The sequence below is a fragment of the Vagococcus sp. WN89Y genome, from assembly GCF_052220145.1.
Taxonomy (GTDB): domain Bacteria; phylum Pseudomonadota; class Gammaproteobacteria; order Enterobacterales; family Enterobacteriaceae; genus Kosakonia.
The window spans coordinates 52758-72734 of the sequence record NZ_JBQPOM010000032.1; the positions used below are offsets into that span (position 1 = coordinate 52758).

Genomic DNA, 19977 nt, shown 5'->3' on the forward strand with positions numbered 1-19977 from the left:
GTGTTTATGCTGAACAATGAACCTTCGTTCGCATCATTGCTTGTAAAGCAAAGCCCCTCAATGCATTACGGTCACGGCTGGATCATGGGTAAGGATGGCAAGCGCTGGCATCCGCAGCGTAATCAGTCTGCATTATTAAGTGAATTGCAAAGCCGTGTGAAATTCTCTTTTCGCGCCAGGCTCAAAAGATTTCTGGAGGCGTTATGAATAACAATGGTGCTACTGCGTCAGATTTTGCCGCGAATCCGTTTATCAATGCTGATTTAAATCCACCAAAAATGAGCGGGCGGGAATGTTTCGCGCGTTTTCATCAGAAATTAAAAGCCACTCAAAACGGGGCGCTGCGTAATTTCAATAAATTAAGCGATGATTTTAAATTCGTCGTTATGACTCTGGCGAACCGTCACAATCCAGGGACTTTCAAACACGACGAAATCGGCCAGCCCTTTGAATATTTTGATCAGGAAAGGCGAGTGCTGATTATCCAGGCAATGAATGAGATTGCACGGTGGGGCACGTTATTACCGCGGCGTTTTTCTATTCACGAATGCGTATTACCTAAAGATTAAATAACCCGACCATAAAAAATGGCGTAAACCCGCCGGGCATTGTTTTGCCAAAAATCAGGAGAAAGCATTATGCAAAATATCGAAAGCCATAAATTCAGTGCTGATAACGACGCATTAGTCGCATTGCTGAATAAAGCAAAAAGTGAAGAGCGTAAAGACCGCGCTTTAGCAGTATCGCTGCGCCTTGAAGCGCTGGCTATTCACATCACCCGAGAAGGTATGAACGGTAAAGAAGCCGCTGAACTCCTTCGCCGTGAGGCAGTTCGCTATGAAAACGAATCTCAGGAGCTGCACTAATGGCCGATGCAATGGATCGTGCGCAGCAATGGGAACAGGAATCACGCGAGCTGCATATCAATAATGCGCGCAGCCGCATCCTTTTACCTTCCCGCTTTATCTGTGAAGAATGTGATGCTCCAATCCCCGAAGCACGCCGCGCTGCGATTCCTGGCGTGTCCTGCTGCGTCACATGCCAGCAAATCATAGAGCTGAAAAGCAAACACTACCGTGGGGTTTAGCGTGGCAATTTCCTACGCTCATCAGTGGAACGCACCACGGTCAGCAATAGCCAGCCCCTATATTACCTACGCCGAACAGTATCGCCGCGATCGCATGATTGCGGCTTTGCTGCATGCGCGAAAAGCGCTTTCTCTCCAGCCTGAGTGTGTTCGTTATGACGTGCTTCGCACGGCTGACGGACTGGAAAAACATCAGGGCAGTCACCGCGCCAATGCTTTTTTAGTTACCTTCTGCAAGAGAGCATTACCACGGCTTGAACTGGTCGCAAAAAAATACCAGGTCACCGGTATTAAAAGCGATGTTTCCGCCTCGGTATTTGGTGGTCATTTTGATACTGAGTTGCAGCAATATGTCGCCTCACGCATGGTCAATATGGTGGCTCGCTATAACCGGCTTCCTGATATGTCGAGAGCCGATATCGATTTACTGGCTGCTGATATCGCGAATTTTATTCGCTCTGAACTGGCTGATAATGATGATGCTGATTTAGGCGAACTGGCGACACTCAACGCCTGGTATATGCGCGCCGGGTTAATCACGCTGCAATTTAATGTCACTCCGCCGCATTGGGGAGGAACGACAACAAAGTATTGGGATCAGGATAAAGTCGCCCCGGCAGTGATCCGCATGTTTACTGAAACGTGGTGGCGTAGCCGTCTGCGTAAAGTCGCAGCGTCGTGGCGCGAACATCTGCAAATCGCGATGGGTAATGTCAGCAAGAAAAAACACGCATACGCGAGTAAAAATTGCGTAACCGACTGGCGTGAACAAAAGCGCCGCACGCGCGAATTTCTCAAAGGTCTTGAGCTTGAAGACGAAGACGGCAACCGCATCAGCCTGATTGAAAAATACGATGGCTCGGTCGCTAATCCGGCGATCCGTCGTTGTGAGCTGATGACCCGTATTCGTGGCTTTGAAAATATCTGCAATGAGCTCGGTTACGTTGGCGAATTTTATACGCTGACCGCACCATCGAAATATCACGCTACAACAAAAGCCGGATACCGTAACCACAAATGGAGCGGTGCCAGCCCGTCCGATACACAAAATTATCTCACCGATTTATGGGCGCGTATTCGCGCAAAACTCCATCGCGAAGAAATCCGTATTTTCGGTATCCGTGTTGCTGAGCCACACCATGACGGCACGCCTCACTGGCATATGTTGATGTTTATGCTGCCGGAAGATGTCGAGCGTGTGCGTAGCGTTCTGCGCGATTACGCATGGCAGGAAGATGCGCACGAACTGAAAAGCGATAAAGCCAAAAAGGCGCGCTTTCATGCCGAGGCGATTGACCCGGAGAAGGGCAGCGCAACGGGGTATGTCGCTAAATACATTTCGAAGAATATCGATGGTTATGCGCTCGATGACGAAAAAGACGATGAAAGCGGAGAGCTATTGAAAGAGACGGCTCCCGCTGTTTCAGCCTGGGCGGCGCGCTGGCGCATCCGACAGTTTCAGTTTATCGGCGGTGCGCCGGTTACCGTTTACCGGGAATTACGCCGCCTGACTGACACCGAAACCGCTCATGGTCTGAGTGTTGAGTTTGCTGCTGTTCATGATGCTGCTGACGCGGGTGATTGGGCTGGCTACGTTAACGCTCAGGGTGGCCCGTTTGTTCGCCGTGACGATCTCCAGGTACGCACGTTGTATGAAGCGCGCACCGAATATAACCAGTACGGTGAGGAGACCGTATGTATTCGTGGTGTTTATGACACTTATATCGGCGATGGTTCCCCGATTTTGACCCGTCTTACGCAGTGGAAGATTGTGCCGAAGCGTGCGCAGGTCGAGGGGGTTGAAGTTAAGGGCGCGCCTGCGCCCTCTCGGAGTTCTGTCAATAACTGTACGGGAAGCGAAAGCGATCCGCCGGTGCTGGATTTATCGAAGCCGTTGAGTCGATATGAAAGGAGGCAGCTAACAAATCGGATAAGGGATAAAAAGCCTGTTATGCGACGCAATTTCATGCACGGAACGGATAAACAAAGCGAATCAATAGCTCGCACTATCGATGAGATTAGAATCACTACTGGTACTGAAATCAGCCGGGGCGAAGCCCTGCACCTGGTATCTGGCGGTAAGAGCTGTTTTAACGGCAAGTGGTGCAGAGGTTCGGCTCAGGGAGAGGTATTTTCGGCAGCTCCATCGTACCAGGAGAAAGCCCTTAAAATTCTCAAGCGTTTTGAGACACTGGTTGATGCGGTAAAGCAGGATTAAATTTAATTGTCGATATATCAGACAGATATACTTTTCACTGAGTCGCTGTTTTTTCTTTTCATCTTTTTTTAATGCGCTATACTGTATAAATAAACAGTGAATTGCAAGGGGAGCACGAGTGGCGGAAGAGTTAAAAGAATGGGTCATGCTGGAACGAGTTGAGATGATTGCGCGTTTGACTGCCGAAGGGGTATGCCGCGAAAGGGATCGTGAAATTGCGTTAGATTTAATCGCAGAAATGGCGAGAGATAACTTACTAAAAAATAATTTTTATCAAGTATCCTTCTCAGCGGCTCCTTTAGAACAAAAGTAAAATTATTGCAGTGTCCTGCCTGGCCCGGAGTATTGATAATCTATTCAATACTTCCGGGTGAACATGTGATGTAATCTATTGATTTGTAATTATTTTTTCGACTAATTCCATCTATTGTATTTTATATATACAACAGAAACTATGACTATCCACAGAAAACTAAGTAAGCCAGCATAATTTGGGATAAAACGCGCAAAGGCATAAACCCCTGCTACTATAATAGCAGCAGGGACTAAATATAAATGCTGCTGTAATAGCCAAAGAATCGCACGCTTCATTTTCTTAAAATCTCGTACAGAGCATCTCCAATTTTTTCTTCGTTATTATCGCCTGAGTTAATTTGATAAATTATTTCTGACATGTTTGGCTCAATAAGAAAGTAGAGCATTTCAAGGTTTTCTTTATACAGCGCCTGATAGTAAGTAGAGTCTTGATACTTGAGTCTATTTGCTGCTGATGCAGCTACTTGCGCTTTGGAATATAACGTCAATCCATTCACAAACCAAGTTGAAAAACTATTGACGATTTTAATGTGTTTCTGCTGGAAATCACCGCTATTTATAATAAGTTTGGCAAGAGTAAATGCCAGAGACTTTTTACTGGCTCCCACGGATGCGTGCTCTGCTGCTTTGCCTAACAGTTTTTCAACATGGGATACGAGATTGAAGCTTTTTTGTTCCCCAAGCCTTGTAAGAGTTTTCCGAAAGTAAATTTCAACCATATCCAGGACCACATCGTCTCTATGGTAAATTTCACTTACCGAAAACACTAACCGCTTGTCCTCTCTAAACATATCCCGGCAGGCGCTACGATAGTATTCATCAGGCATAAGGCAAGAACCATAGTTTACTAACCGCTGCCCGCCTTGTTTTACTTTTTCTATGGTGGCCATATGATCCGCATGCATGTCTTTTAATGCATGTGTCAGCGCGATAGCTAATTGCTTATTAGACTGCATTTTCAGTTGCAAGTATGTTTGTGCCATTTTATATAACCTTGCTGTATCATTATCATTCAATAATTGATCAGGGTAGCCAAAGAGGGCAAGAAGGAATATGAGAAAAGCCAAAAAAGTGCTAATTTATGTTCTTACCGTTATTATTTTCTTTCTCATTATTCCAGAGATCATTTTACGTGTTCTTTCTCCTGAACAGCTAGGTAGGCTGAGTGATTTTACAAGCCTGGGGGGGTTGATACATCCATTGCTTTCCTTGCTCATCTTTCTTGGTCTTTTCTCCATCGTTTTAGCTATCGTAACTGTGTCTGTAGTGGGTAAGATCTTAAGGATGAGGGCAAGATCAGAGAGCCAATGAGCCCTGAGTAATCCATGAATTAACCTTTCCGAAGCCATGCATGCATAACGTGTCTTAAATTGCATGCATTTCCTGGCTGTTTTCTTGGGGCTCCATGCCAGAGCTGGCGCGGTTCCAAGAGTCTCATGCAACTGCATTAAAACCGGCCCCTGAAGCGGGCAGGCGAGGCGGGGAAAGCACTGCGCGCGGGAAGTTAATACTTCTGCTTTTTTTTCATCTGCATTAAAATAAAAAGGCTTTGCTGATTACGCTAATAGAGCGAAACATTACCAGACATAGGATTAATGGTTGTATGGGAAGAAGAGTAGGAGACATGGGGCATAATGATTTTGCGAAGCTATGCTCTTCCGTTGGGTTGATCTGTAACAATTCGCAAAACAACGATTCCGCAGGATGGGATTCTTTTGTAGAGTTCCCGTTACCTTCCCATACAAGCTTGACAATGCAGCAACCTACGCAGCCTATACAATGTATGGTCCAAATTAAATCAACTGATAAAAATAAAAAATCAGTAAGCGTTAAGCTTTCTAATCTCAAAAGGTTTTGTGAGTCTCATCTTCCATGTTTTTTCTTTTTTGCTGAATATGGAAATGATATCAATCCGGTAGCGATCTATCTGGTGCATATTGATCGAGAATGGATCTTCAAAATTTTAAAAAAGGTAAGGGAGTGTGAAGTAAGCCAGGCCTCGAATCTTCATAAAAAAATGATGTCCGTCACATATAGTGATAAAGATAAAATTAGTGAATATAGTGGCGCTGCGCTTAAGAGAAAAATAGAATCTTATGTTCAGGATGGTATGGGAGCATATGCATCCAAAAAATTGGAACTTTTGAAAACGCTGGGGTACGAAAATGGTATTCTGGATTTAAGCTTTGACCTTGCCTCAAAAGATGATTTGAAAGCGATAGTAAAAGCCTCTCTTGGTTATGATAACGAAGTAAATATCACTAATATTAGAGGGTGGGATAAACGATTTGGTATTAAAATTAAAGTTGATAATCTTAGTCTTGAAAATGCAACTATAAAATTAACAGAGGTGGCGGCTAATTTCTGTGGTAACGTTTTCTTTGAAAAGGATAGTTTTGAATTAATGTTCCCTTGCCAGTGTTTTATGTCTCCTTTGGCTTTAAGTGCCCCTGAAGATTTGTCTGAATTTAGAGTGAAAGCTGATAACTTTGATTTGAATGTAGGTATAAAAAAGCCTATTGCAGAGATCATCTTTTCCTCGGAGGATAAGGTCGTTAATTTGCTTGAGTTAAGTGATTTATTGATGCTGAAAAAATATCTCTATTGTGACGCAAGTTCACTTAAAGTTCGCTTGGTTAATGGAGAGGGGAGGGAGTTCTGCTACAAAATAACCGGCAATGATAAAGTTGATAAAAAAGAGATAATAAAGCTTAAACTACTTCATGACACAATGAAAGATTTCGTTCTATTAGCGAACAAATATCATTTTGTAAAACATTGCCAGCTTAGTTTTAGGGATTTTTATGAAAATTTAAATAATATCAAAACTATGGTTTCTATGTTGAAAAATAATGGCTCTAGACCTGCATTGAGAATTAAATTCCCTGATGTTCAGTTTAAGTTTGATCATACAAAAAAAGTGCATACGTTCATTGCGATACCTCTTAATTTCACTTCTATGATCGTATGCCTTTTATTTACAGCGAGTGGGTTTGGATATTTTAATGATGACGAATATTTATTCTCGAGTTATGAAATTAAAATTAATAAGATGATGCATGGAAGAGATATTACTCAATTGCACAACCAGATAATAACGGTTGTGCAAGATTTCCGCAAAAGAAGTGAAAATGAAGATGCTTATTTCTATGACTCAGTTTCATCAAGTTTGCTTGAGTGTTAATTAAATTTCGAGGCTATAATTTTTAAACGTAATAACGTTTATTCTAAGCCAATCATTAACCTCGCGTATTCTGTCCTGCAGCGGCATAAGTTCATTACGCACAAATACCTTCGCGACCTTCTCAACATCTCCCACTGATCCGGCGTTCTCCGGTTTACATCCCATAAGCTGAAACGGTATGCGGTGTGCGTCGAGTAGATCACCGGCGCTGACCTTCTTGATATTAAAAAAGTCATCTTTTGTCGCTACCTCACTGAGCGGCACGATTTTAATGCCGTCTGATTTTCCATTCGGTGCGTAGAAAAACAGATTCTTAAAGTTGCCGAGCCCTTTCGAGCTGCGCATGGCGTCGCGCAGCGCCTCAACATCGGTACTGCTTTGCGCAGCGTCGGTGACGTACATGATGTAACCCGCATGCGCGCCGTTCTGGTAATACTTGCGGCGGAACAGCGTGGCGGATTCATTCAGCCAGGCCGAATTTAATGCGCTGAGGTATTCCGGCATCCCGTAAAGCTCCTGATTGATATCCGGCTCCAGCAGATGAAACACTGAGCCCGGCGCGAACGGCTGCGGCTGGTCAAATGACGGTACCCACCAGTAAACATCCTCCTCCACGCCCCGGCGGGTATATTTGGCCGGGGACGGCTCCAGTTTCATCACCTTGCCGGTGGCGCTGAACCGCTTTTCTAAAAAGGCGTTACCGAACACCAGAAAGTCGAGCACAAAGCGGCTGAAATCCTGTTGAGATAAGAGCGGATGCGGAATAAACGTCGAGGCCAGAATATTGCGCTTCACGTATATCGGCGAGCTGTGATGCACCGCAGCTCGCAGGCTTTTCGCCAGCCCGGTAAAGCTTATTGGCGGCTCGAACCATTTACCGTTACTGATGCACTCCACATAATCCAGAATATCGCGGCGGTCGAGCACCGGCAGCGGCTCGCCAAAGGTGAATGCCTCCATTTTCGGTGAGCTGGCAGTCATAGTGTTAACCGGCTTTTGCTGCGTTGCACGGCGCTTTTGTTTACTCATTAATTAAACTCCAGAATGGATGGGGATGCATGGCCGCTACCGGCGGTCAGCGGTTCGTTTAACAGCGCGTGCATGGTCGCCCACGCCACATCCGCGTGACTCGCTTCCTCGCTGCGGCTGGCCTCGTAGGTGGCACTGCGTCCGCTGCTGGTCATGGTTTTGCGGATTGCCATAAACGAAGTGGTGATATCGGTGGCGCTGACGTCATATTCGAGACAGCCTCGGCGGATCACGTCTTTCGCCTTGAGTACCATCGCGGTTTTCATTTCCGGCGTGTAACGTATGTCACGGGCGGCGGGATAGAACGAGCGCACAAGCTGGAACACGCCGACGCCGAGGCCGGTCGCATCGATACCGATGTACTCGACGTTATATTTTTCGGTGAGCTTGCGGATGGAATCGGCCTGTGTGGCAAAGTCCATCCCTTTCCACTGGTGACGCTCCAGAATGCGGAACTTGCCACCGGCAACCACTGGCGGTGCAAGCACTACGCATCCGGCGCTGTCGCCGCTGTGCGAAGGGTCGTAACCCACCCATACCGGGCGCGAGCCGAACGGATGCGCGGCAAAGGGCGCGAAGTCGTCCCACTCCTCCAGACTGTCGACCATACAGCGTTGCAGCTCCTCGAACGGAAACACCGACGCCTTGTCGTCAACGAACTCGCACATAAACAGGTTACGGAAATCCTCGGCGCTGTTTTCCTTGCGCAGCGTGTCCAGGTCAAACAGGGTACAGCCCCCGGCGAGGGCGTCCTCGATGGTGACAATCTGCCGCCACTGACCATCGTCACAGGCAACGCCACCGGCCAGCGCGGTATGGTTGATATCAATTTCAACACGCTCTTTTGCGCTGCTGCGCCCCTTGTTGAACAGGTCGCCAGACCAGAACGGGAAAGCGCCGTGCCCGAGGGTTGAGGGCGTGGAGAAGTAGGTCGAGCGCAGGTGTTTTTGCGAGGCCATGCCGGAGGCAACTTTGCGCAGCCGCTGGAAATTAGGTATCCAGAAAATCTCATCGACATACAAGTCGCCGTTATGGCTCTGCGCAGTGTTGGAGTTGGTGCCGAGGAAAATCAGCTTTGCGCCGTTGTTGCCGATGACAATCGGGTCGCCGCTCAGGTCGACATCCACCCGGCGCGCAAACTGGATGATGTATTCACGAAACACATACGCCTGCGTTTTACTGGCGGATAAAAATATCTGGTTATGGCCGGTTTTCAGCGCACGCAGCAGCGCCTCGCGGGAAAAATAAAATGTCGCGCCAATCTGGCGGGATTTCAGAATGTCGCGGATGCGGTGCGCCAGCCCGGCGCGATACCAGTGCAGCTGATAGTCGAAGGACTCCGCGAAAAAAATCTCCTCCAGCTTTTCGACAGCCTCGTCGCTGAAAAAATTCTTTTTCGGCTTTTTACGCTCGCCCTTGTTGCGGTTCGCCACGTTCGGATTCAGGTCAGCCTCGTTACCCGTCTGGCCGTAGCGGGTGATGCGCGCAAAGCGCTCCATCTGGCGCGCCAGAAAATCCGCCACCTTAAAATCATGCGCCGTCATTTCCGGCTTGGCGTACAGCTGGATTAACCGCGCTTCTAACGTGTTTTCAACCCGGTTAAGTGGTGCCGTTTCGTCCCACCCGTCGCGCTGTTTCCAGCTCTGCACCGTTGGCCGTTTGGTCTGCAACATCGCCGAAATTTGCGGCACGGAAAACCCCTGCCAGTAAAGCAGCGCAGCCTTTCTGCGCGGGTCGTGCAGGAGTGATGTGTCTGTGGTGATGGTCATGGATGCCTCGCCGTTGTTGGTACACGGCAAGGCTACTTAAGCGGGAGCGGCGATTCGCTAAGGTACTGATGTGTCGCGGGCAAGCCATCCGTGACTGATGGCGAACCAACGGACGAGCCGGGAAACTATCCCCTGAAAAACGTGAACCCTTCTCACACAATCAGGACTCCTGACGATGGCAAAAAAAGTATCAAAATTCTTTCGTATCGGCGTCGAGGGCGATACCTGCGACGGGCGCATTATCAGCGCGACCGATATTCAGGAAATGGCCGCTAGTTTCGACCCGCGCGTCTATGGCTGCCGCATCAACCTTGAACACCTGCGTGGCCTGCTGCCGGATGGCGCATTTGCCCGTTACGGCGATGTGGTTGAGCTGAAAGCGGAGAAAATTGAAGACGATTCCGTGCTTAACGGCAAGCTGGCATTGTTCGGCAAAATTGCCCCGCTCGACACACTGGTCGACATGGTGGCGAAAGGGCAGAAAGTTTACACCTCAATGGAGATCCAGCCGAATTTCGCCAACAGTGGCAAATGCTATCTCGTTGGTCTGGCGGTCACCGATGACCCGGCAAGCCTCGGCACCGAATATCTGGAATTTTGTCGCAACGCAAAACACAACCCGCTCAACCGCTTCAAAGCGAATCCTGAAAACCTGATTTCCGTGGCAACCCTCGCCGAACTGGAGTTCGAAGACCTGCCCGAAACAGTATTCACCGCCCTGACCGAAAAAGTGAAAGGCATTTTCAGCCGCAAGCAGGCCAGCGATGACGCCCGTTTTCAGGATGTACACGAAGCCGTGACCGCCGTCAGCGAGCATGTGCAGGAAAACCTCAGCGCAACGGATAAACGCATCGCGGAGCTGGAGACCTCTTTTACTGCGCTCAGGCAGGAGGTGACCAGCAAAGCCGAGCAGACCAGTCAGGCATTCACGCAGCTTAAAACCACGCTCGACAGTACCGAAAGCCTGACGCAACAGCGCCGTAGCAAAGCCACCGGCGGCAGTGGCGAAGCGATGCAGACCAACTGCTGACAGTGACCCGACAGGCCAGAGCCATAACCCGATAAATACCTTATTCAGGAAACCGTATGCGCCCCGAAACCCGATTTAAATTTAATGCTTTTTTGTCCCGCGTTGCCGAGCTGAACGGTATCGACGTCGGTGATGTGTCAAAGAAATTCACCGTTGAACCGTCCGTCACGCAAACGTTGATGGATACCGTGCAGGAGTCCTCAGACTTTCTGACCCGCATCAATATCGTGCCGGTCGGTGAGCTGAAAGGCGAAAAGGTTGGCGTCGGCGTCACTGGCTCGATTGCCAGCACTGCCGATACCGCTGGCGGAACCGCGCGCCAGACGCAGGATTTTGCGCAGCTTGAATCCAATAAATACGAATGCGATCAGATCAATTTCGACTTCCATATCCGTTACAAAACCCTCGACCTGTGGGCGCGTTATCAGGATTTTCAGTTGCGTATCCGTAACGCCATCATCAAGCGTCAGTCGCTCGATTTCATCATGGCCGGTTTCAATGGCGTGAAGCGCGCAGCCACCTCCAACCGTGCGGAAAACCCGTTATTGCAGGATGTCGCGGTCGGCTGGTTGCAGAAGTACCGCAACGAAGCCCCGGCGCGCGTATTCAGTAAGGTGACGGATGAAGAGGGGCAGGTCATTTCTGATGTGATCCGCGTCGGTCAGGGCGGGGACTTTGCCAACCTTGACGCCGTGGTGATGGATGCGACCAACAACCTGATCGCGCCGTGGTATCAGGAAGACCCTGACCTTGTGGTGATTGTCGGTCGTCAGCTACTGGCCGATAAATATTTCCCCATCGTCAACAAAGAGCAGGACAACAGCGAAATGCTGGCCGCTGATGTCATCATCAGCCAGAAGCGTATCGGCAATTTACCGGCGGTGCGTGTGCCGTTCTTCCCGGCTGACGCGATGTTTATCACCCGGCTCGATAATCTCTCCATCTACTTTATGGATGAGAGCCACCGCCGCGTGATTGATGAGAATGCGAAGCTCGACCGCGTGGAAAACTACGAGTCGATGAACATCGATTACGTGGTGGAAGACTACGCCGCCGGTTGCCTGGTGGAAAACATTAAAACCGGTGATTTCTCTGCGCCAGCAAAAGCCGCTGACGACACGAAAGCGGAGGCGTAACCGATGACGAGCCCCGCACAGCGTCACATGATGCGGGTCTCGGCCATCACGACCGCGCAGCGGGAAGACAACCCGCTGCGACATGCCACTGCCTATGAGCAGATGCTGGTTAAGCTGGCCGCAGACCAACGCACCCTGAAAGCCATTTACTCGAAAGAGCTGAAAGCCGTGAAAAAGCGCGAGCTGCTGCCCTTTTATCTGCCGTGGGTCAGTGGCGTGCTCGACCAGGGCAAGGGTGCTCAGGACGACATTCTGATGACGGTCATGCTGTGGCGTCTCGATGTCGGTGATATCGCCGGTGCGCTGGACATCGCCCGCTATGCGTTTAAGTACGGTCTCACCATGCCGGGCAGGCACCGCCGCACCCCGCCTTACATGTTCACCGAAGAGGTGGCGCTCGCCGCCATGCGCGCTCATGCCGCCGGTGAGCCGGTCGAGGTGAGTCAGCTACTCGACACGCTTGCCCTGACCGCTGCCGCCGATATGCCCGATGAGGTGCGCGCAAAGCTGCACAAAATCGCCGGGTTTGTCCTGCGCGAAGAGAAGCAATTTGCCGGTGCGCTCGAACATCTGCAACGGGCGATGCAGCTCGACTGTCAGGCCGGAGTGAAAAAAGAGATTGAACGGCTTGAGCGCGAGCTGAAACCGAAGCCCGCAGCCAGAGCACCCGTAAAAACACCGCGCAAAACAAAAAGCGCGACCCCGGCAAAACGCGGTCGCCCGCGAAAGAACGCCGGTTAACCGAATGCGCCCCGCGCCAGGGCGGCACGCCGGTCAATGCAGGTGGTTCACCTTCGCTGCGACCGGCGTCCACCGCCCACCTTTTCAGAGGTAGTCATGACGACGCTGATTATTCAAAAAAACGAGGAGCCGCAGCCTGTCGGCGGCACGGTGGTTATCCCACCGTCAGCGAGCGATGAGCCGGTGATAAAGAATACCTTTTTCTTTCCCGACATCGATCCGAAGCGTGTACGTGACCTGATGCGCCTTGAGCAGACCGTCGCCCCGGCGCGCCTGCGTGAAGCGATTAAATCCGGGATGGCCGAGACCAATGCGGAGCTGTACGAATACCGCCAGGCGCAGCTCGCCGCCGGGTTTAAACAACTGGCCGATGTGCCGTCAGACTCGCTCGATGGCGAAAACATGCGTGTGTTTCATTACGAGCGCGCGGTTTGTGCGATGACGACCGCCACGCTGTACGAACGTTATCGCGGCGTTGATGCGAGCGCCAAAGGCGACAAGAAAGCTGACAGCATTGATACCACGATTGATGAGTTGTGGCGTGATATGCGCTGGTCAGTGGCGCGCATTCAGGACAAACCCCGCTGCATTGTGAGCCAAATCTGATGAAGGTTTACGCGCAGCAGGGCGACACGCTCGATGTTATCTGCGCCCGGTATTACGGGCGCACGGAGGGCGTTTTCGAGACGGTGCTCGCCGCAAATCCGGGGCTGGCTGAGCTGGGGGCTGTGCTGGCGCATGGCACTGCCATTGAACTGCCTGCCGTCCAGTCATCACCCGTTACGGAGACCGTCAATCTGTGGGACTGAATATCGAACGGATCACCTCGTTTATTGCTTACTGGCTGAGTGCGGCGCTGGCCGCGTTCGGGGCGATGACGCCGCAGGATTTTGCCGCCTGGTTCGGTGTGCTGGGCGTCGTCCTGACCGTGGGCGTGAACTGGTATTACCGGCGCAAAAGTTATGCGCTGCTGTCGATGCAGCTTGAGCAACGCACCATCACCGGGGAGGCAATGCGTAATGTCATTAACCGTTAAACGTTGCAGTGTGGCCGCCGTGCTGGCGCTGGCGGCACTGGTGCCTGATTTTCGTTTACTCCATACCTCGCGGGAGGGGCTTGCCCTGATTGCAGACCTTGAAGGTTGCCGTCTGCGCCCCTACCAGTGCAGCGCGGGCGTATGGACATCAGGCATCGGCCACACTGCCGGGGTGGTACCAAAAGGAGACATTACCGGGCAACAGGCGGCCAGCAATCTGGTTGCGGATGTGCTGAACGTTGAGCGCCGTCTCGCGGTCTGCGTGCCGGTGGATATGCCGCCGCGCGTGTATGACGCCGTGGTGAGTTTCGCCTTTAACGTTGGAAGCGGCGCAGCGTGTAAGTCCACGCTGGTTTATTTCCTGAACCAGAAAAAATGGAAACAGGCGTGCAGTCAGCTCACCCGCTGGGTGTACGTCAACGGCTCAAGGAATAAAGGGCTGGAGAATCGACGCGCGCGGGAACTGGCGTACTGCATGAAAGGAGTAACCCAATGAAGAACGCTCTGATTTCACAGATTTTTAATGTCCTGTTGGCGCTGATGCTGTTCAGGGGACTGACAGCCCCGCAAAGCGTGGCGGTTAACTTTGTGGCTGCGTGGGCGCTCTTCGAGTGCCTGGTTTGTATTGTTATCAGCCTTGCCGGTGTGGCCGCATATGACCACTGGCTGAGAAACAGACACAAATCTGGCTCTCTGAATGACAGGGATATGAAGATTTTTCGCGCAGTCTTTTGTCGCGAACCCTCTGCGCTCAGCACCTTCTGGTCGTTGATGATTTTTGCTGGCACTTTCGCCTGCCTGGCCGGTGCAGGCTGGATTTTTACGGCGCTACTGTATGTGATGTGCGTGCAGATATTCAGGGCAGTGCGCACCTCTTACCGTCAGCGCATTGAGGAGGCTGGTCTGTGTCCAGACTTGCTGTGATATTTTTGACCGGGTTACTGGCGCTCGCCGGGATGCTGTGGCTGCGCCATGAAAACGGCAACCTGAGCCGCTCACTGGAAAAAGCTAACCGTGTCGCCAGTGAACAAAAAACAACGATCGGCATGCTGAAAAACCAGCTCATTGTTGCCAGTGACCGGGCGGATAAAAACGAACGGGCGCAGGTGGATTTACGCCAGAAGCTGAATGCCGCCAGTGAACGTGAGGCGCAGCGGGAGAAAACTATCACGAGGTTACTTAATGAGAATGAAGCCTTTCGCCGCTGGTACAGCGCTGATTTGCCTGATGCTGTGCGCCGGTTGCACAAGCGCGCCGCCTGCGCCAGCGCCGGTGATTGTTTACAACGCCTGCCCGAAGGTGAGCCTCTGCCCGATGCCGGGAAGCGATCCGCAGACTAACGGCGATTTAAGTGCCGATATCCGCAGCCTTGAGCGTGCATTAGAAAACTGCGCGTTACAGGTTGAAACTATCAAACACTGCCAGGACGAATTAAATGCTGAAACCCGACAGCCTGCGCCAGGCGCTTACTGATGCGGTGCCGGTGCTGCGCACCAATCCCGATATGCTGCGCCTGTTTATTGATAACGGCAAAATTGCCGCCACGCTGGCCGCGTCGCTGTCATTTGAAAAGCAATACACGCTCAATGTGGTAGTGACAGATTTCACCGGTGACTTTGACCTGCTGCTTGTGCCGGTGATGGCCTGGCTGCGCGAGCATCAGCCGGACATCATGACCACCGACGAAGGGCAGAAAAAGGGCTTTACCTTTTACGCCGACATCAACAATGACAGCAGTTTCGATATCAGCATCAGCCTGTTGCTGACCGAGCGCACGCTGGTTAAAGAAGTTGACGCTGCGCTCCATGTGCAGACGGTTGCCGAACCTCCACCGCCCGAGCCGGTCACCCGCCCGGTTGAGATGTATGTTAACGGCGAACTGGTGAGTAAGTGGCATGGATGAGTTCGCGCCGTTCGATAACAAGCTGGCCGGGCTGATCGCTGCGCTCTCACCAACCAGCCGCCGGAGTATGGCTGTCGATATTGCGAAGAAACTGCGCCAGCGCCAGCAACAGCGTATTAAAGCGCAGAAAGCGCCGGACGGTACTGCATATGCCCCGCGCAAGCCTCAGCCCATACGTGGCAAACAGGGGCGTGTTAAGCGTGAGATGTTCGCGAAGCTGCGCACGAATCGCTATTTGAAAGCCAGAGGGGATGACAACGAAGCAGTGGTCGAGTTTACCGGCAAGGTGCAGCGTATTGCGCGGGTGCATCAGTATGGACTTAAAGATAAACCGGCTCGTAACCATACCGCAGTCGTCTACTCTGTACGGCCGTTGCTAGGAGTCGAAAAAGACGACATCAATTTCATTGAAGAAAGATTACTGGACAGCTTAAGATGAACTGGAATGGCATATATAAAAATATCTGGGAGCTTAAATGAAGTTTTTGGTCTATTTAACGATTATTATATCGACTATATGGAGTACTGTTGCATTCCCTGAATGTTCTATTTTTGCATTTTTATATGCAAATATATTTGAGGCAATGTGGAATACTATTGTTGGTGCATATAAATATATACTACCATCTGTAATGTGGGTTGTGGTTTTAATATATTTTTATGATTTTGGTATGGCGATGCTTAATAAAGGCACACCTTATTTTAGAGAGCTTTATAAAAGTACAAGATTTGAGCTTTTTAACCTGCTGGCATTTTTAATGGTTATGGGCTTCATATATGCAACAACAGCGTCAAAACTTACAAACGTTACTATTGATATTAGTATGGCTGGATTTGGATTCATGCTTTTTGGGAATGTTAGCTTATTTAGGTTATTTAAATATAAAGTGGGGCGCAAAAAATATCCGAAGAAAGCGGCGATAGTTTTAACTACGATGAGCCTGTTAACATCTTGCTATTTCTTAACGGTGTCTTTTGATATTGCGAATGGTAAGTTCAATCTAATACAGTCAATATGGTGGCAAATTACCGTGTTGTGTTACTCAATATCATTATATTTCCTTGCCAAACATGTTGTTTTTGTGATGGATAAAGGGAAATTAGAAGCGTCACCTGTCCTCCGGAAACTGTTTGAGAGTTTCCCTGTAATAAATAATTTGTATGAGCAAGCAGCTATGGGTGTAGAACTGTGGAATAAACAAGCTGAAAAAGAACGAGCTATAACGAATTCGTTGGAACGAAAAAGAAGAAAGAAGCATAAAAATAAAAAGCGCTAACTAAAATGAGTGATGAAAGTAGCTCAATTTACGAGACTGGCGGCAGATATTTAGCCGCCATCGTTTTTAAAACTCTGTTTTCCTGCTTGCTGCTTTTATTTTCACGATTTCAGGTTCTGCGGTTATTTCACTCCTGGTATGCTTGCACATAATATATGTAATAACCAAAATGAGAAGGATAATGGAAATGAACTCTGACATTGTTGAGCTTGGCATTGCCATCAATATAAGCCATAAAACCATAGTGAAAAATGCGATAAATTGATTGATTTTAGATACGGAAAAATTCCCTGAATCATATAGATGATTTTTCCATTTTTTCTCTTTGGTTGTTAACGGTTTTTTATATAAGACGGTTTTGTAAAGAGGGCCAGTTATTTCATCTTCCAGTTTATCAATGTGAAATTCCCAATTCTCTTGCCAGAATTTGCTGCCTTTATTAAGAAGGAACCAACCATAAGAAAAGATAAATCCTGCAAAGGCAATTAAAATGAGATACCAATCGCCGTTTTGTATCGTTTTTTCAGAGTTTTTTGAGGCAAGCAGTATGTAACCTGCGAATATAGCAGCGATAATTGTCCAGAAATAAGTGGTTCGCTTCCAATATAAATCGATCTCAAATTTCCTAATCTCATGCGCCTTTTCAAGAGCAAGTTTGTTTTTTTCTATTTTGGTTCTGTGTGCTGAAAACTTTCTAATAGAAAATGCCTTATCATAATTATTCGAGTCCATTTCCTTTCCTTATGTTTTTTAAAGGATTACAAATCTTGTTTGGCTGATAGTAGAACGACATTTGATTGGTTGACAAGCATATATTTCGCACACTACGTACCATGAACACACTAGCAAACATCAACGAACTTGCCCGTACGCTGCGCAATATGATCCGCACCGGCGTTATTGTCGAAACCGACCATATTGCCGGTCGTTGTCGCGTGCAGACCGGCGGCATCTATACCGACTGGCTCCAGTGGCTGACGCACCGCGCCGGGCGCTCGCGTACCTGGTGGGCTCCATCCGTTGGCGAACAGGTGTTAATTCTGGCCGTGGGCGGCGAGCTTGATACCGCGTTTGTGCTGCCCGCTATTTTTTCCGATGACCATCCTGCGCCGTCAGCCTCGGCGGATGCCTGGCATATGTCTTTCCCGGATGGCGCAGTGATTGAGTACGAACCCGAAACCAGTGCGCTGACGGTCAGCGGCATCAGAACGGCTGACGTCACGGCATCCGAATCCCTGACCGCCACCGTGCCGGTGGTGACGGTCAAAGCTTCTTCCCGCGTTACGCTTGATACGCCGGAAGTGGTCTGCACAAACAAGCTGGTAACCGGTTCGCTGGAGGTGCAAAACGGCGGCACGATGCGCGGCAACATCGCGCATACCGGCGGCGCGCTGTCCTCAAACGGCAAGGTACTGCACACCCACCAACACCCCGGCGACAGCGGCGGCACAACAGGAGCGCCACTATGACCGCACGTTATATTGGCATGAGCCGAACCAACGGGCGCACCATTACCGATGCCGAACATATCAGCCAGAGCCTGAGCGATATCCTGCGCACGCCGGTCGGGTCGCGCGTAATGCGCCGTGATTATGGTTCGCTGCTGTCGGCGATGATTGACCAGCCGCAGACGCCTGCCCTTGAGCTGCAAATCATGGCCGCCTGTTATATGGCTGTCCTGAAATGGGAGCCACGTATCACCCTGACATCCGTCACCACGGAGCGCCAGTTTACCGGGCAGATGATTGTCAGCCTAACCGGCCAGCATACCGATACCGGCGAGAGCCTTTCTTTAACCATCCCTGTGAGTTGAAACCATGCCGATTATCGACCTGAGCCAGCTCCCCGCGCCTGATGTGGTCGAGCAGCCCGACTACGAATCCATTCTGGCTGAACGTAAGGCGACGCTGATTTCCCTGTTTCCCGAAGAGCAGCAGGAAGCAGTTGCCCGCACGCTGGCGCTGGAGTCCGAACCGCTGACCAAATTTCTGGAGGAAAATGCCTACCGTGAAGTGATCTGGCGTCAGCGGGTCAACGAAGCCGCCCGCGCAACGATGCTGGCCTATGCGGCAGGTAATGACCTTGACGTTATCGGCGCAAATTACAACGTTTCGCGCCTGATTATCACCCCAGCCGATGAGAGCGCCATTCCTCCTGTTGCGGCGGTGATGGAGTCGGACAGCGATTTTCGTCTGCGCATCCAGCAGGCACTGGAAGGACTGAGCGTCGCCGGGTCTACCGGTGCTTATGAATTTCATGGCCGCAGCGCCGACGGGCGTGTTGCAGATATTTCGGTTATCAGCCCGGAGCCTGCCTGCGTAACGGTCTCGGTATTATCGCGTGAGGGAAACGGCGCGGCATCGGACGAGTTGCTTGCCGTGGTGCGTAATGCGCTTAACGATGAGGATGTCAGGCCGGTGGCTGACCGCGTGACGGTGCAGTCAGCGGAGATTATTGATTATCAGATTAACGCCACGCTGTATCTCTACCCTGGCCCGGAGAGTGAGCCGGTACGTAGCGCCGCTGAAACAAAGCTCAAGGCCTACATCGGTGCGCAGCACCGCCTCGGGCGCGATGTACGCAAATCCGCCATATATGCGGCGCTGCATGTGGAAGGTGTGCAGCGCGTCGAGCTGGCCGCACCGGTGGCCGACATTGTGCTCGATAAAACTCAGGCGTCTTACTGCACCGATTATCAGATTGTGATCGGGGGCTCCGATGAGTGATTCGAGGCTGTTGCCGGTGGGCTCCTCGCCACTGGAAGTGGCCGCCGCGCGCGCCTGTGCGGATATCGAAAACACGCCGATACCGTTGCGCCGTCTGTGGAACCCGGACACCTGCCCGGTGAACCTTTTGCCGTATCTTGCCTGGGCTTTTTCGGTAGACCGCTGGGATGAGAACTGGCCGGAAGAGACCAAACGCGACGTGATCCGCAGCGCCTGCTTTATTCACAGCCACAAAGGCACTATCGGCGCAGTGCGCCGCGTGGTGGAGCCGCTCGGTTATGTCATCAAAATCACTGAGTGGTGGACGACCGGCGATCCGCCTGGCACCTTTCGCCTGGATATCGGCGTACTGGAAACCGGCATCAGTGAGGAGATGTATACCGAAATGGAACGGCTTATCGCTGATGCAAAGCCCGCCAGCCGCCACTTGCTCGGTCTGAATATCCTTCAGGATGTGCCCGGCAATATGTACACCGGCGGCGTCGCGTATGAGGGCGACATTATTACGATTTATCCCGGATAAACG

General features: G+C 50.5%; 28 protein-coding genes. 24 read left to right on the forward strand and 4 right to left on the reverse strand.

The annotated features are described in order from the left end of the window. Positions 1 to 6: 6 nt before the first annotated feature. From ACTU3N_RS13925 to ACTU3N_RS13950, 6 genes are all read left to right on the forward strand, one after another. Positions 7 to 207 (forward strand): phage filamentation protein Fil family protein, encoded by a 201-nt coding sequence (locus tag ACTU3N_RS13925; protein ID WP_443086736.1) that lies wholly within the window; start codon positions 7 to 9, stop codon positions 205 to 207. Continuing rightward, positions 204 to 569: a hypothetical protein gene (locus ACTU3N_RS13930; protein WP_443086737.1), complete on the forward strand. Its 366-nt coding sequence runs from the start codon at positions 204 to 206 to the stop codon at positions 567 to 569. The genes ACTU3N_RS13925 and ACTU3N_RS13930 overlap by 4 nt, the downstream gene beginning before the upstream one ends. A 69-nt stretch (positions 570 to 638) precedes the next feature. Beyond that, positions 639 to 866: a DUF2732 family protein gene (locus tag ACTU3N_RS13935; RefSeq protein ID WP_443086738.1), complete on the forward strand. Its 228-nt coding sequence runs from the start codon at positions 639 to 641 to the stop codon at positions 864 to 866. Beyond that, positions 866 to 1087 (forward strand): TraR/DksA family transcriptional regulator, encoded by a 222-nt coding sequence (locus ACTU3N_RS13940; protein ID WP_443086739.1) that lies wholly within the window; start codon positions 866 to 868, stop codon positions 1085 to 1087. The genes ACTU3N_RS13935 and ACTU3N_RS13940 overlap by 1 nt, the downstream gene beginning before the upstream one ends. Position 1088: 1 nt before the next feature. Then, positions 1089 to 3305: a replication endonuclease gene (locus ACTU3N_RS13945; protein ID WP_443086740.1), complete on the forward strand. Its 2217-nt coding sequence runs from the start codon at positions 1089 to 1091 to the stop codon at positions 3303 to 3305. Positions 3306 to 3423: 118 nt separating this feature from the next. Next, positions 3424 to 3618 carry a hypothetical protein gene (locus tag ACTU3N_RS13950; protein ID WP_443086741.1) on the forward strand — a complete coding sequence of 65 codons (195 nt, stop codon included), beginning with the start codon at positions 3424 to 3426 and terminating at the stop codon, positions 3616 to 3618. Between the two features lie 274 nt (positions 3619 to 3892). Here the strand turns inward: ACTU3N_RS13950 and ACTU3N_RS13955 are convergent, their stop codons facing one another. Then, the gene (locus ACTU3N_RS13955) at positions 3893 to 4603 is read right to left on the reverse strand and encodes a hypothetical protein (protein ID WP_443086742.1); all 711 of its coding nucleotides are present in this window, start codon (positions 4601 to 4603) and stop codon (positions 3893 to 3895) included. 620 nt (positions 4604 to 5223) lie between these two features. On the opposite strand from ACTU3N_RS13955, the gene ACTU3N_RS13960 reads away from it, so the two are divergent. Continuing rightward, positions 5224 to 6804 carry a hypothetical protein gene (locus ACTU3N_RS13960; protein ID WP_443086743.1) on the forward strand — a complete coding sequence of 527 codons (1581 nt, stop codon included), beginning with the start codon at positions 5224 to 5226 and terminating at the stop codon, positions 6802 to 6804. On the opposite strand, the gene ACTU3N_RS13965 is transcribed toward ACTU3N_RS13960, so the two are convergent. After that, on the reverse strand, positions 6805 to 7833 hold the full coding sequence (locus ACTU3N_RS13965) for a phage portal protein (protein ID WP_443086744.1): 1029 nt from the start codon (positions 7831 to 7833) through the stop codon (positions 6805 to 6807). It abuts the gene before it with no gap. After that, a complete protein-coding gene (locus ACTU3N_RS13970; protein ID WP_443086745.1) occupies positions 7833 to 9602 on the reverse strand; it encodes a terminase ATPase subunit family protein in 1770 nt (589 codons plus the stop codon). Before ACTU3N_RS13970 ends, ACTU3N_RS13965 begins: the two co-directional genes overlap by 1 nt. A 175-nt stretch (positions 9603 to 9777) precedes the next feature. Here ACTU3N_RS13970 and ACTU3N_RS13975 point away from each other — a divergent pair, with 175 nt between their 5' ends. The 13 genes from ACTU3N_RS13975 to ACTU3N_RS14035 all read left to right on the forward strand — a co-directional run bounded on the left by ACTU3N_RS13975 (position 9778) and on the right by ACTU3N_RS14035 (position 16725). Beyond that, positions 9778 to 10632, forward strand: a complete 855-nt coding sequence (locus ACTU3N_RS13975; protein WP_443086746.1) for a GPO family capsid scaffolding protein — start codon at positions 9778 to 9780, stop codon at positions 10630 to 10632. 56 nt (positions 10633 to 10688) lie between these two features. After that, positions 10689 to 11768 (forward strand): phage major capsid protein, P2 family, encoded by a 1080-nt coding sequence (locus ACTU3N_RS13980; RefSeq protein ID WP_443086747.1) that lies wholly within the window; start codon positions 10689 to 10691, stop codon positions 11766 to 11768. A 3-nt stretch (positions 11769 to 11771) separates the two neighbouring features. Then, positions 11772 to 12509 carry a terminase endonuclease subunit gene (locus ACTU3N_RS13985; protein ID WP_443086748.1) on the forward strand — a complete coding sequence of 246 codons (738 nt, stop codon included), beginning with the start codon at positions 11772 to 11774 and terminating at the stop codon, positions 12507 to 12509. Positions 12510 to 12605: 96 nt separating this feature from the next. Continuing rightward, positions 12606 to 13115: a head completion/stabilization protein gene (locus tag ACTU3N_RS13990; protein ID WP_443086749.1), complete on the forward strand. Its 510-nt coding sequence runs from the start codon at positions 12606 to 12608 to the stop codon at positions 13113 to 13115. Beyond that, positions 13115 to 13318 (forward strand): tail protein X, encoded by a 204-nt coding sequence (locus ACTU3N_RS13995; protein ID WP_443086750.1) that lies wholly within the window; start codon positions 13115 to 13117, stop codon positions 13316 to 13318. Before ACTU3N_RS13990 ends, ACTU3N_RS13995 begins: the two co-directional genes overlap by 1 nt. After that, positions 13309 to 13545 carry an HP1 family phage holin gene (locus ACTU3N_RS14000; protein ID WP_443086751.1) on the forward strand — a complete coding sequence of 79 codons (237 nt, stop codon included), beginning with the start codon at positions 13309 to 13311 and terminating at the stop codon, positions 13543 to 13545. The genes ACTU3N_RS13995 and ACTU3N_RS14000 overlap by 10 nt, the downstream gene beginning before the upstream one ends. Beyond that, positions 13529 to 14041 carry a lysozyme gene (locus ACTU3N_RS14005; protein WP_443086752.1) on the forward strand — a complete coding sequence of 171 codons (513 nt, stop codon included), beginning with the start codon at positions 13529 to 13531 and terminating at the stop codon, positions 14039 to 14041. Before ACTU3N_RS14000 ends, ACTU3N_RS14005 begins: the two co-directional genes overlap by 17 nt. Continuing rightward, entirely contained in the window at positions 14038 to 14469 is a 432-nt protein-coding gene (locus tag ACTU3N_RS14010) for a DNZ54_00345 family protein (RefSeq protein WP_443086753.1), read from the forward strand. Before ACTU3N_RS14005 ends, ACTU3N_RS14010 begins: the two co-directional genes overlap by 4 nt. Next, positions 14451 to 14885, forward strand: a complete 435-nt coding sequence (gene lysB, locus ACTU3N_RS14015) for an Rz-like lysis system protein LysB (protein ID WP_443086754.1) — start codon at positions 14451 to 14453, stop codon at positions 14883 to 14885. The genes ACTU3N_RS14010 and lysB overlap by 19 nt, the downstream gene beginning before the upstream one ends. Next, the gene (gene lysC, locus ACTU3N_RS14020) at positions 14773 to 15018 is read left to right on the forward strand and encodes an Rz1-like lysis system protein LysC (RefSeq protein ID WP_443086755.1); all 246 of its coding nucleotides are present in this window, start codon (positions 14773 to 14775) and stop codon (positions 15016 to 15018) included. Before lysB ends, lysC begins: the two co-directional genes overlap by 113 nt. After that, positions 14981 to 15448: a phage tail protein gene (locus ACTU3N_RS14025; protein WP_443086756.1), complete on the forward strand. Its 468-nt coding sequence runs from the start codon at positions 14981 to 14983 to the stop codon at positions 15446 to 15448. The genes lysC and ACTU3N_RS14025 overlap by 38 nt, the downstream gene beginning before the upstream one ends. Further along, positions 15441 to 15887 carry a phage virion morphogenesis protein gene (locus ACTU3N_RS14030; RefSeq protein WP_443086757.1) on the forward strand — a complete coding sequence of 149 codons (447 nt, stop codon included), beginning with the start codon at positions 15441 to 15443 and terminating at the stop codon, positions 15885 to 15887. The genes ACTU3N_RS14025 and ACTU3N_RS14030 overlap by 8 nt, the downstream gene beginning before the upstream one ends. Before the next feature lie 37 nt (positions 15888 to 15924). Continuing rightward, positions 15925 to 16725 carry a hypothetical protein gene (locus tag ACTU3N_RS14035; protein WP_443086758.1) on the forward strand — a complete coding sequence of 267 codons (801 nt, stop codon included), beginning with the start codon at positions 15925 to 15927 and terminating at the stop codon, positions 16723 to 16725. Between the two features lie 66 nt (positions 16726 to 16791). On the opposite strand, the gene ACTU3N_RS14040 is transcribed toward ACTU3N_RS14035, so the two are convergent. Then, complete coding sequence (locus ACTU3N_RS14040) at positions 16792 to 17457, reverse strand: RipA family octameric membrane protein (RefSeq protein WP_443086759.1); 666 nt, start codon at positions 17455 to 17457, stop codon at positions 16792 to 16794. Between the two features lie 101 nt (positions 17458 to 17558). Between ACTU3N_RS14040 and ACTU3N_RS14045 the strand changes: the two genes are divergently transcribed. From ACTU3N_RS14045 to ACTU3N_RS14060, 4 genes are read left to right on the forward strand one after another with little or no spacing between them, the layout of a single operon-like run. Continuing rightward, on the forward strand, positions 17559 to 18194 hold the full coding sequence (locus ACTU3N_RS14045; RefSeq protein ID WP_443086760.1) for a phage baseplate assembly protein V: 636 nt from the start codon (positions 17559 to 17561) through the stop codon (positions 18192 to 18194). Next, positions 18191 to 18538 (forward strand): GPW/gp25 family protein, encoded by a 348-nt coding sequence (locus ACTU3N_RS14050; protein WP_443086761.1) that lies wholly within the window; start codon positions 18191 to 18193, stop codon positions 18536 to 18538. Before ACTU3N_RS14045 ends, ACTU3N_RS14050 begins: the two co-directional genes overlap by 4 nt. 4 nt (positions 18539 to 18542) lie before the next feature. After that, on the forward strand, positions 18543 to 19451 hold the full coding sequence (locus ACTU3N_RS14055; RefSeq protein WP_443086762.1) for a baseplate assembly protein: 909 nt from the start codon (positions 18543 to 18545) through the stop codon (positions 19449 to 19451). Then, positions 19444 to 19974, forward strand: coding sequence for a phage tail protein I (locus tag ACTU3N_RS14060; protein ID WP_443086763.1), 531 nt, complete (start codon positions 19444 to 19446; stop codon positions 19972 to 19974). The genes ACTU3N_RS14055 and ACTU3N_RS14060 overlap by 8 nt, the downstream gene beginning before the upstream one ends. Positions 19975 to 19977 lie beyond the last annotated feature (3 nt).

Excerpts from the sequence above, each read along its gene's own strand:
- ACTU3N_RS13925 (WP_443086736.1), top strand. The coding sequence starts at position 7 with ATGCTGAACAATGAACCTTCGTTCGCATCATTGCTTGTAAAGCAAAGC.
- ACTU3N_RS13930 (WP_443086737.1), top strand. The coding sequence starts at position 204 with ATGAATAACAATGGTGCTACTGCGTCAGATTTTGCCGCGAATCCGTTT.
- ACTU3N_RS13935 (WP_443086738.1), top strand. The coding sequence starts at position 639 with ATGCAAAATATCGAAAGCCATAAATTCAGTGCTGATAACGACGCATTA.
- ACTU3N_RS13940 (WP_443086739.1), top strand. The coding sequence starts at position 866 with ATGGCCGATGCAATGGATCGTGCGCAGCAATGGGAACAGGAATCACGC.
- ACTU3N_RS13955 (WP_443086742.1), bottom strand. The coding sequence starts at position 4,603 with ATGGCACAAACATACTTGCAACTGAAAATGCAGTCTAATAAGCAATTA.
- ACTU3N_RS13960 (WP_443086743.1), top strand. The coding sequence starts at position 5,224 with ATGGGAAGAAGAGTAGGAGACATGGGGCATAATGATTTTGCGAAGCTA.
- ACTU3N_RS13965 (WP_443086744.1), bottom strand. The coding sequence starts at position 7,833 with ATGAGTAAACAAAAGCGCCGTGCAACGCAGCAAAAGCCGGTTAACACT.
- ACTU3N_RS13970 (WP_443086745.1), bottom strand. The coding sequence starts at position 9,602 with ATGACCATCACCACAGACACATCACTCCTGCACGACCCGCGCAGAAAG.
- ACTU3N_RS13975 (WP_443086746.1), top strand. The coding sequence starts at position 9,778 with ATGGCAAAAAAAGTATCAAAATTCTTTCGTATCGGCGTCGAGGGCGAT.
- ACTU3N_RS13980 (WP_443086747.1), top strand. The coding sequence starts at position 10,689 with ATGCGCCCCGAAACCCGATTTAAATTTAATGCTTTTTTGTCCCGCGTT.
- ACTU3N_RS13985 (WP_443086748.1), top strand. The coding sequence starts at position 11,772 with ATGACGAGCCCCGCACAGCGTCACATGATGCGGGTCTCGGCCATCACG.
- ACTU3N_RS13990 (WP_443086749.1), top strand. The coding sequence starts at position 12,606 with ATGACGACGCTGATTATTCAAAAAAACGAGGAGCCGCAGCCTGTCGGC.
- ACTU3N_RS13995 (WP_443086750.1), top strand. The coding sequence starts at position 13,115 with ATGAAGGTTTACGCGCAGCAGGGCGACACGCTCGATGTTATCTGCGCC.
- ACTU3N_RS14005 (WP_443086752.1), top strand. The coding sequence starts at position 13,529 with ATGTCATTAACCGTTAAACGTTGCAGTGTGGCCGCCGTGCTGGCGCTG.
- ACTU3N_RS14010 (WP_443086753.1), top strand. The coding sequence starts at position 14,038 with ATGAAGAACGCTCTGATTTCACAGATTTTTAATGTCCTGTTGGCGCTG.
- lysC (WP_443086755.1), top strand. The coding sequence starts at position 14,773 with ATGCTGTGCGCCGGTTGCACAAGCGCGCCGCCTGCGCCAGCGCCGGTG.
- ACTU3N_RS14025 (WP_443086756.1), top strand. The coding sequence starts at position 14,981 with ATGCTGAAACCCGACAGCCTGCGCCAGGCGCTTACTGATGCGGTGCCG.
- ACTU3N_RS14030 (WP_443086757.1), top strand. The coding sequence starts at position 15,441 with ATGGATGAGTTCGCGCCGTTCGATAACAAGCTGGCCGGGCTGATCGCT.
- ACTU3N_RS14035 (WP_443086758.1), top strand. The coding sequence starts at position 15,925 with ATGAAGTTTTTGGTCTATTTAACGATTATTATATCGACTATATGGAGT.
- ACTU3N_RS14040 (WP_443086759.1), bottom strand. The coding sequence starts at position 17,457 with ATGGACTCGAATAATTATGATAAGGCATTTTCTATTAGAAAGTTTTCA.
- ACTU3N_RS14045 (WP_443086760.1), top strand. The coding sequence starts at position 17,559 with ATGAACACACTAGCAAACATCAACGAACTTGCCCGTACGCTGCGCAAT.
- ACTU3N_RS14050 (WP_443086761.1), top strand. The coding sequence starts at position 18,191 with ATGACCGCACGTTATATTGGCATGAGCCGAACCAACGGGCGCACCATT.
- ACTU3N_RS14055 (WP_443086762.1), top strand. The coding sequence starts at position 18,543 with ATGCCGATTATCGACCTGAGCCAGCTCCCCGCGCCTGATGTGGTCGAG.
- ACTU3N_RS14060 (WP_443086763.1), top strand. The coding sequence starts at position 19,444 with ATGAGTGATTCGAGGCTGTTGCCGGTGGGCTCCTCGCCACTGGAAGTG.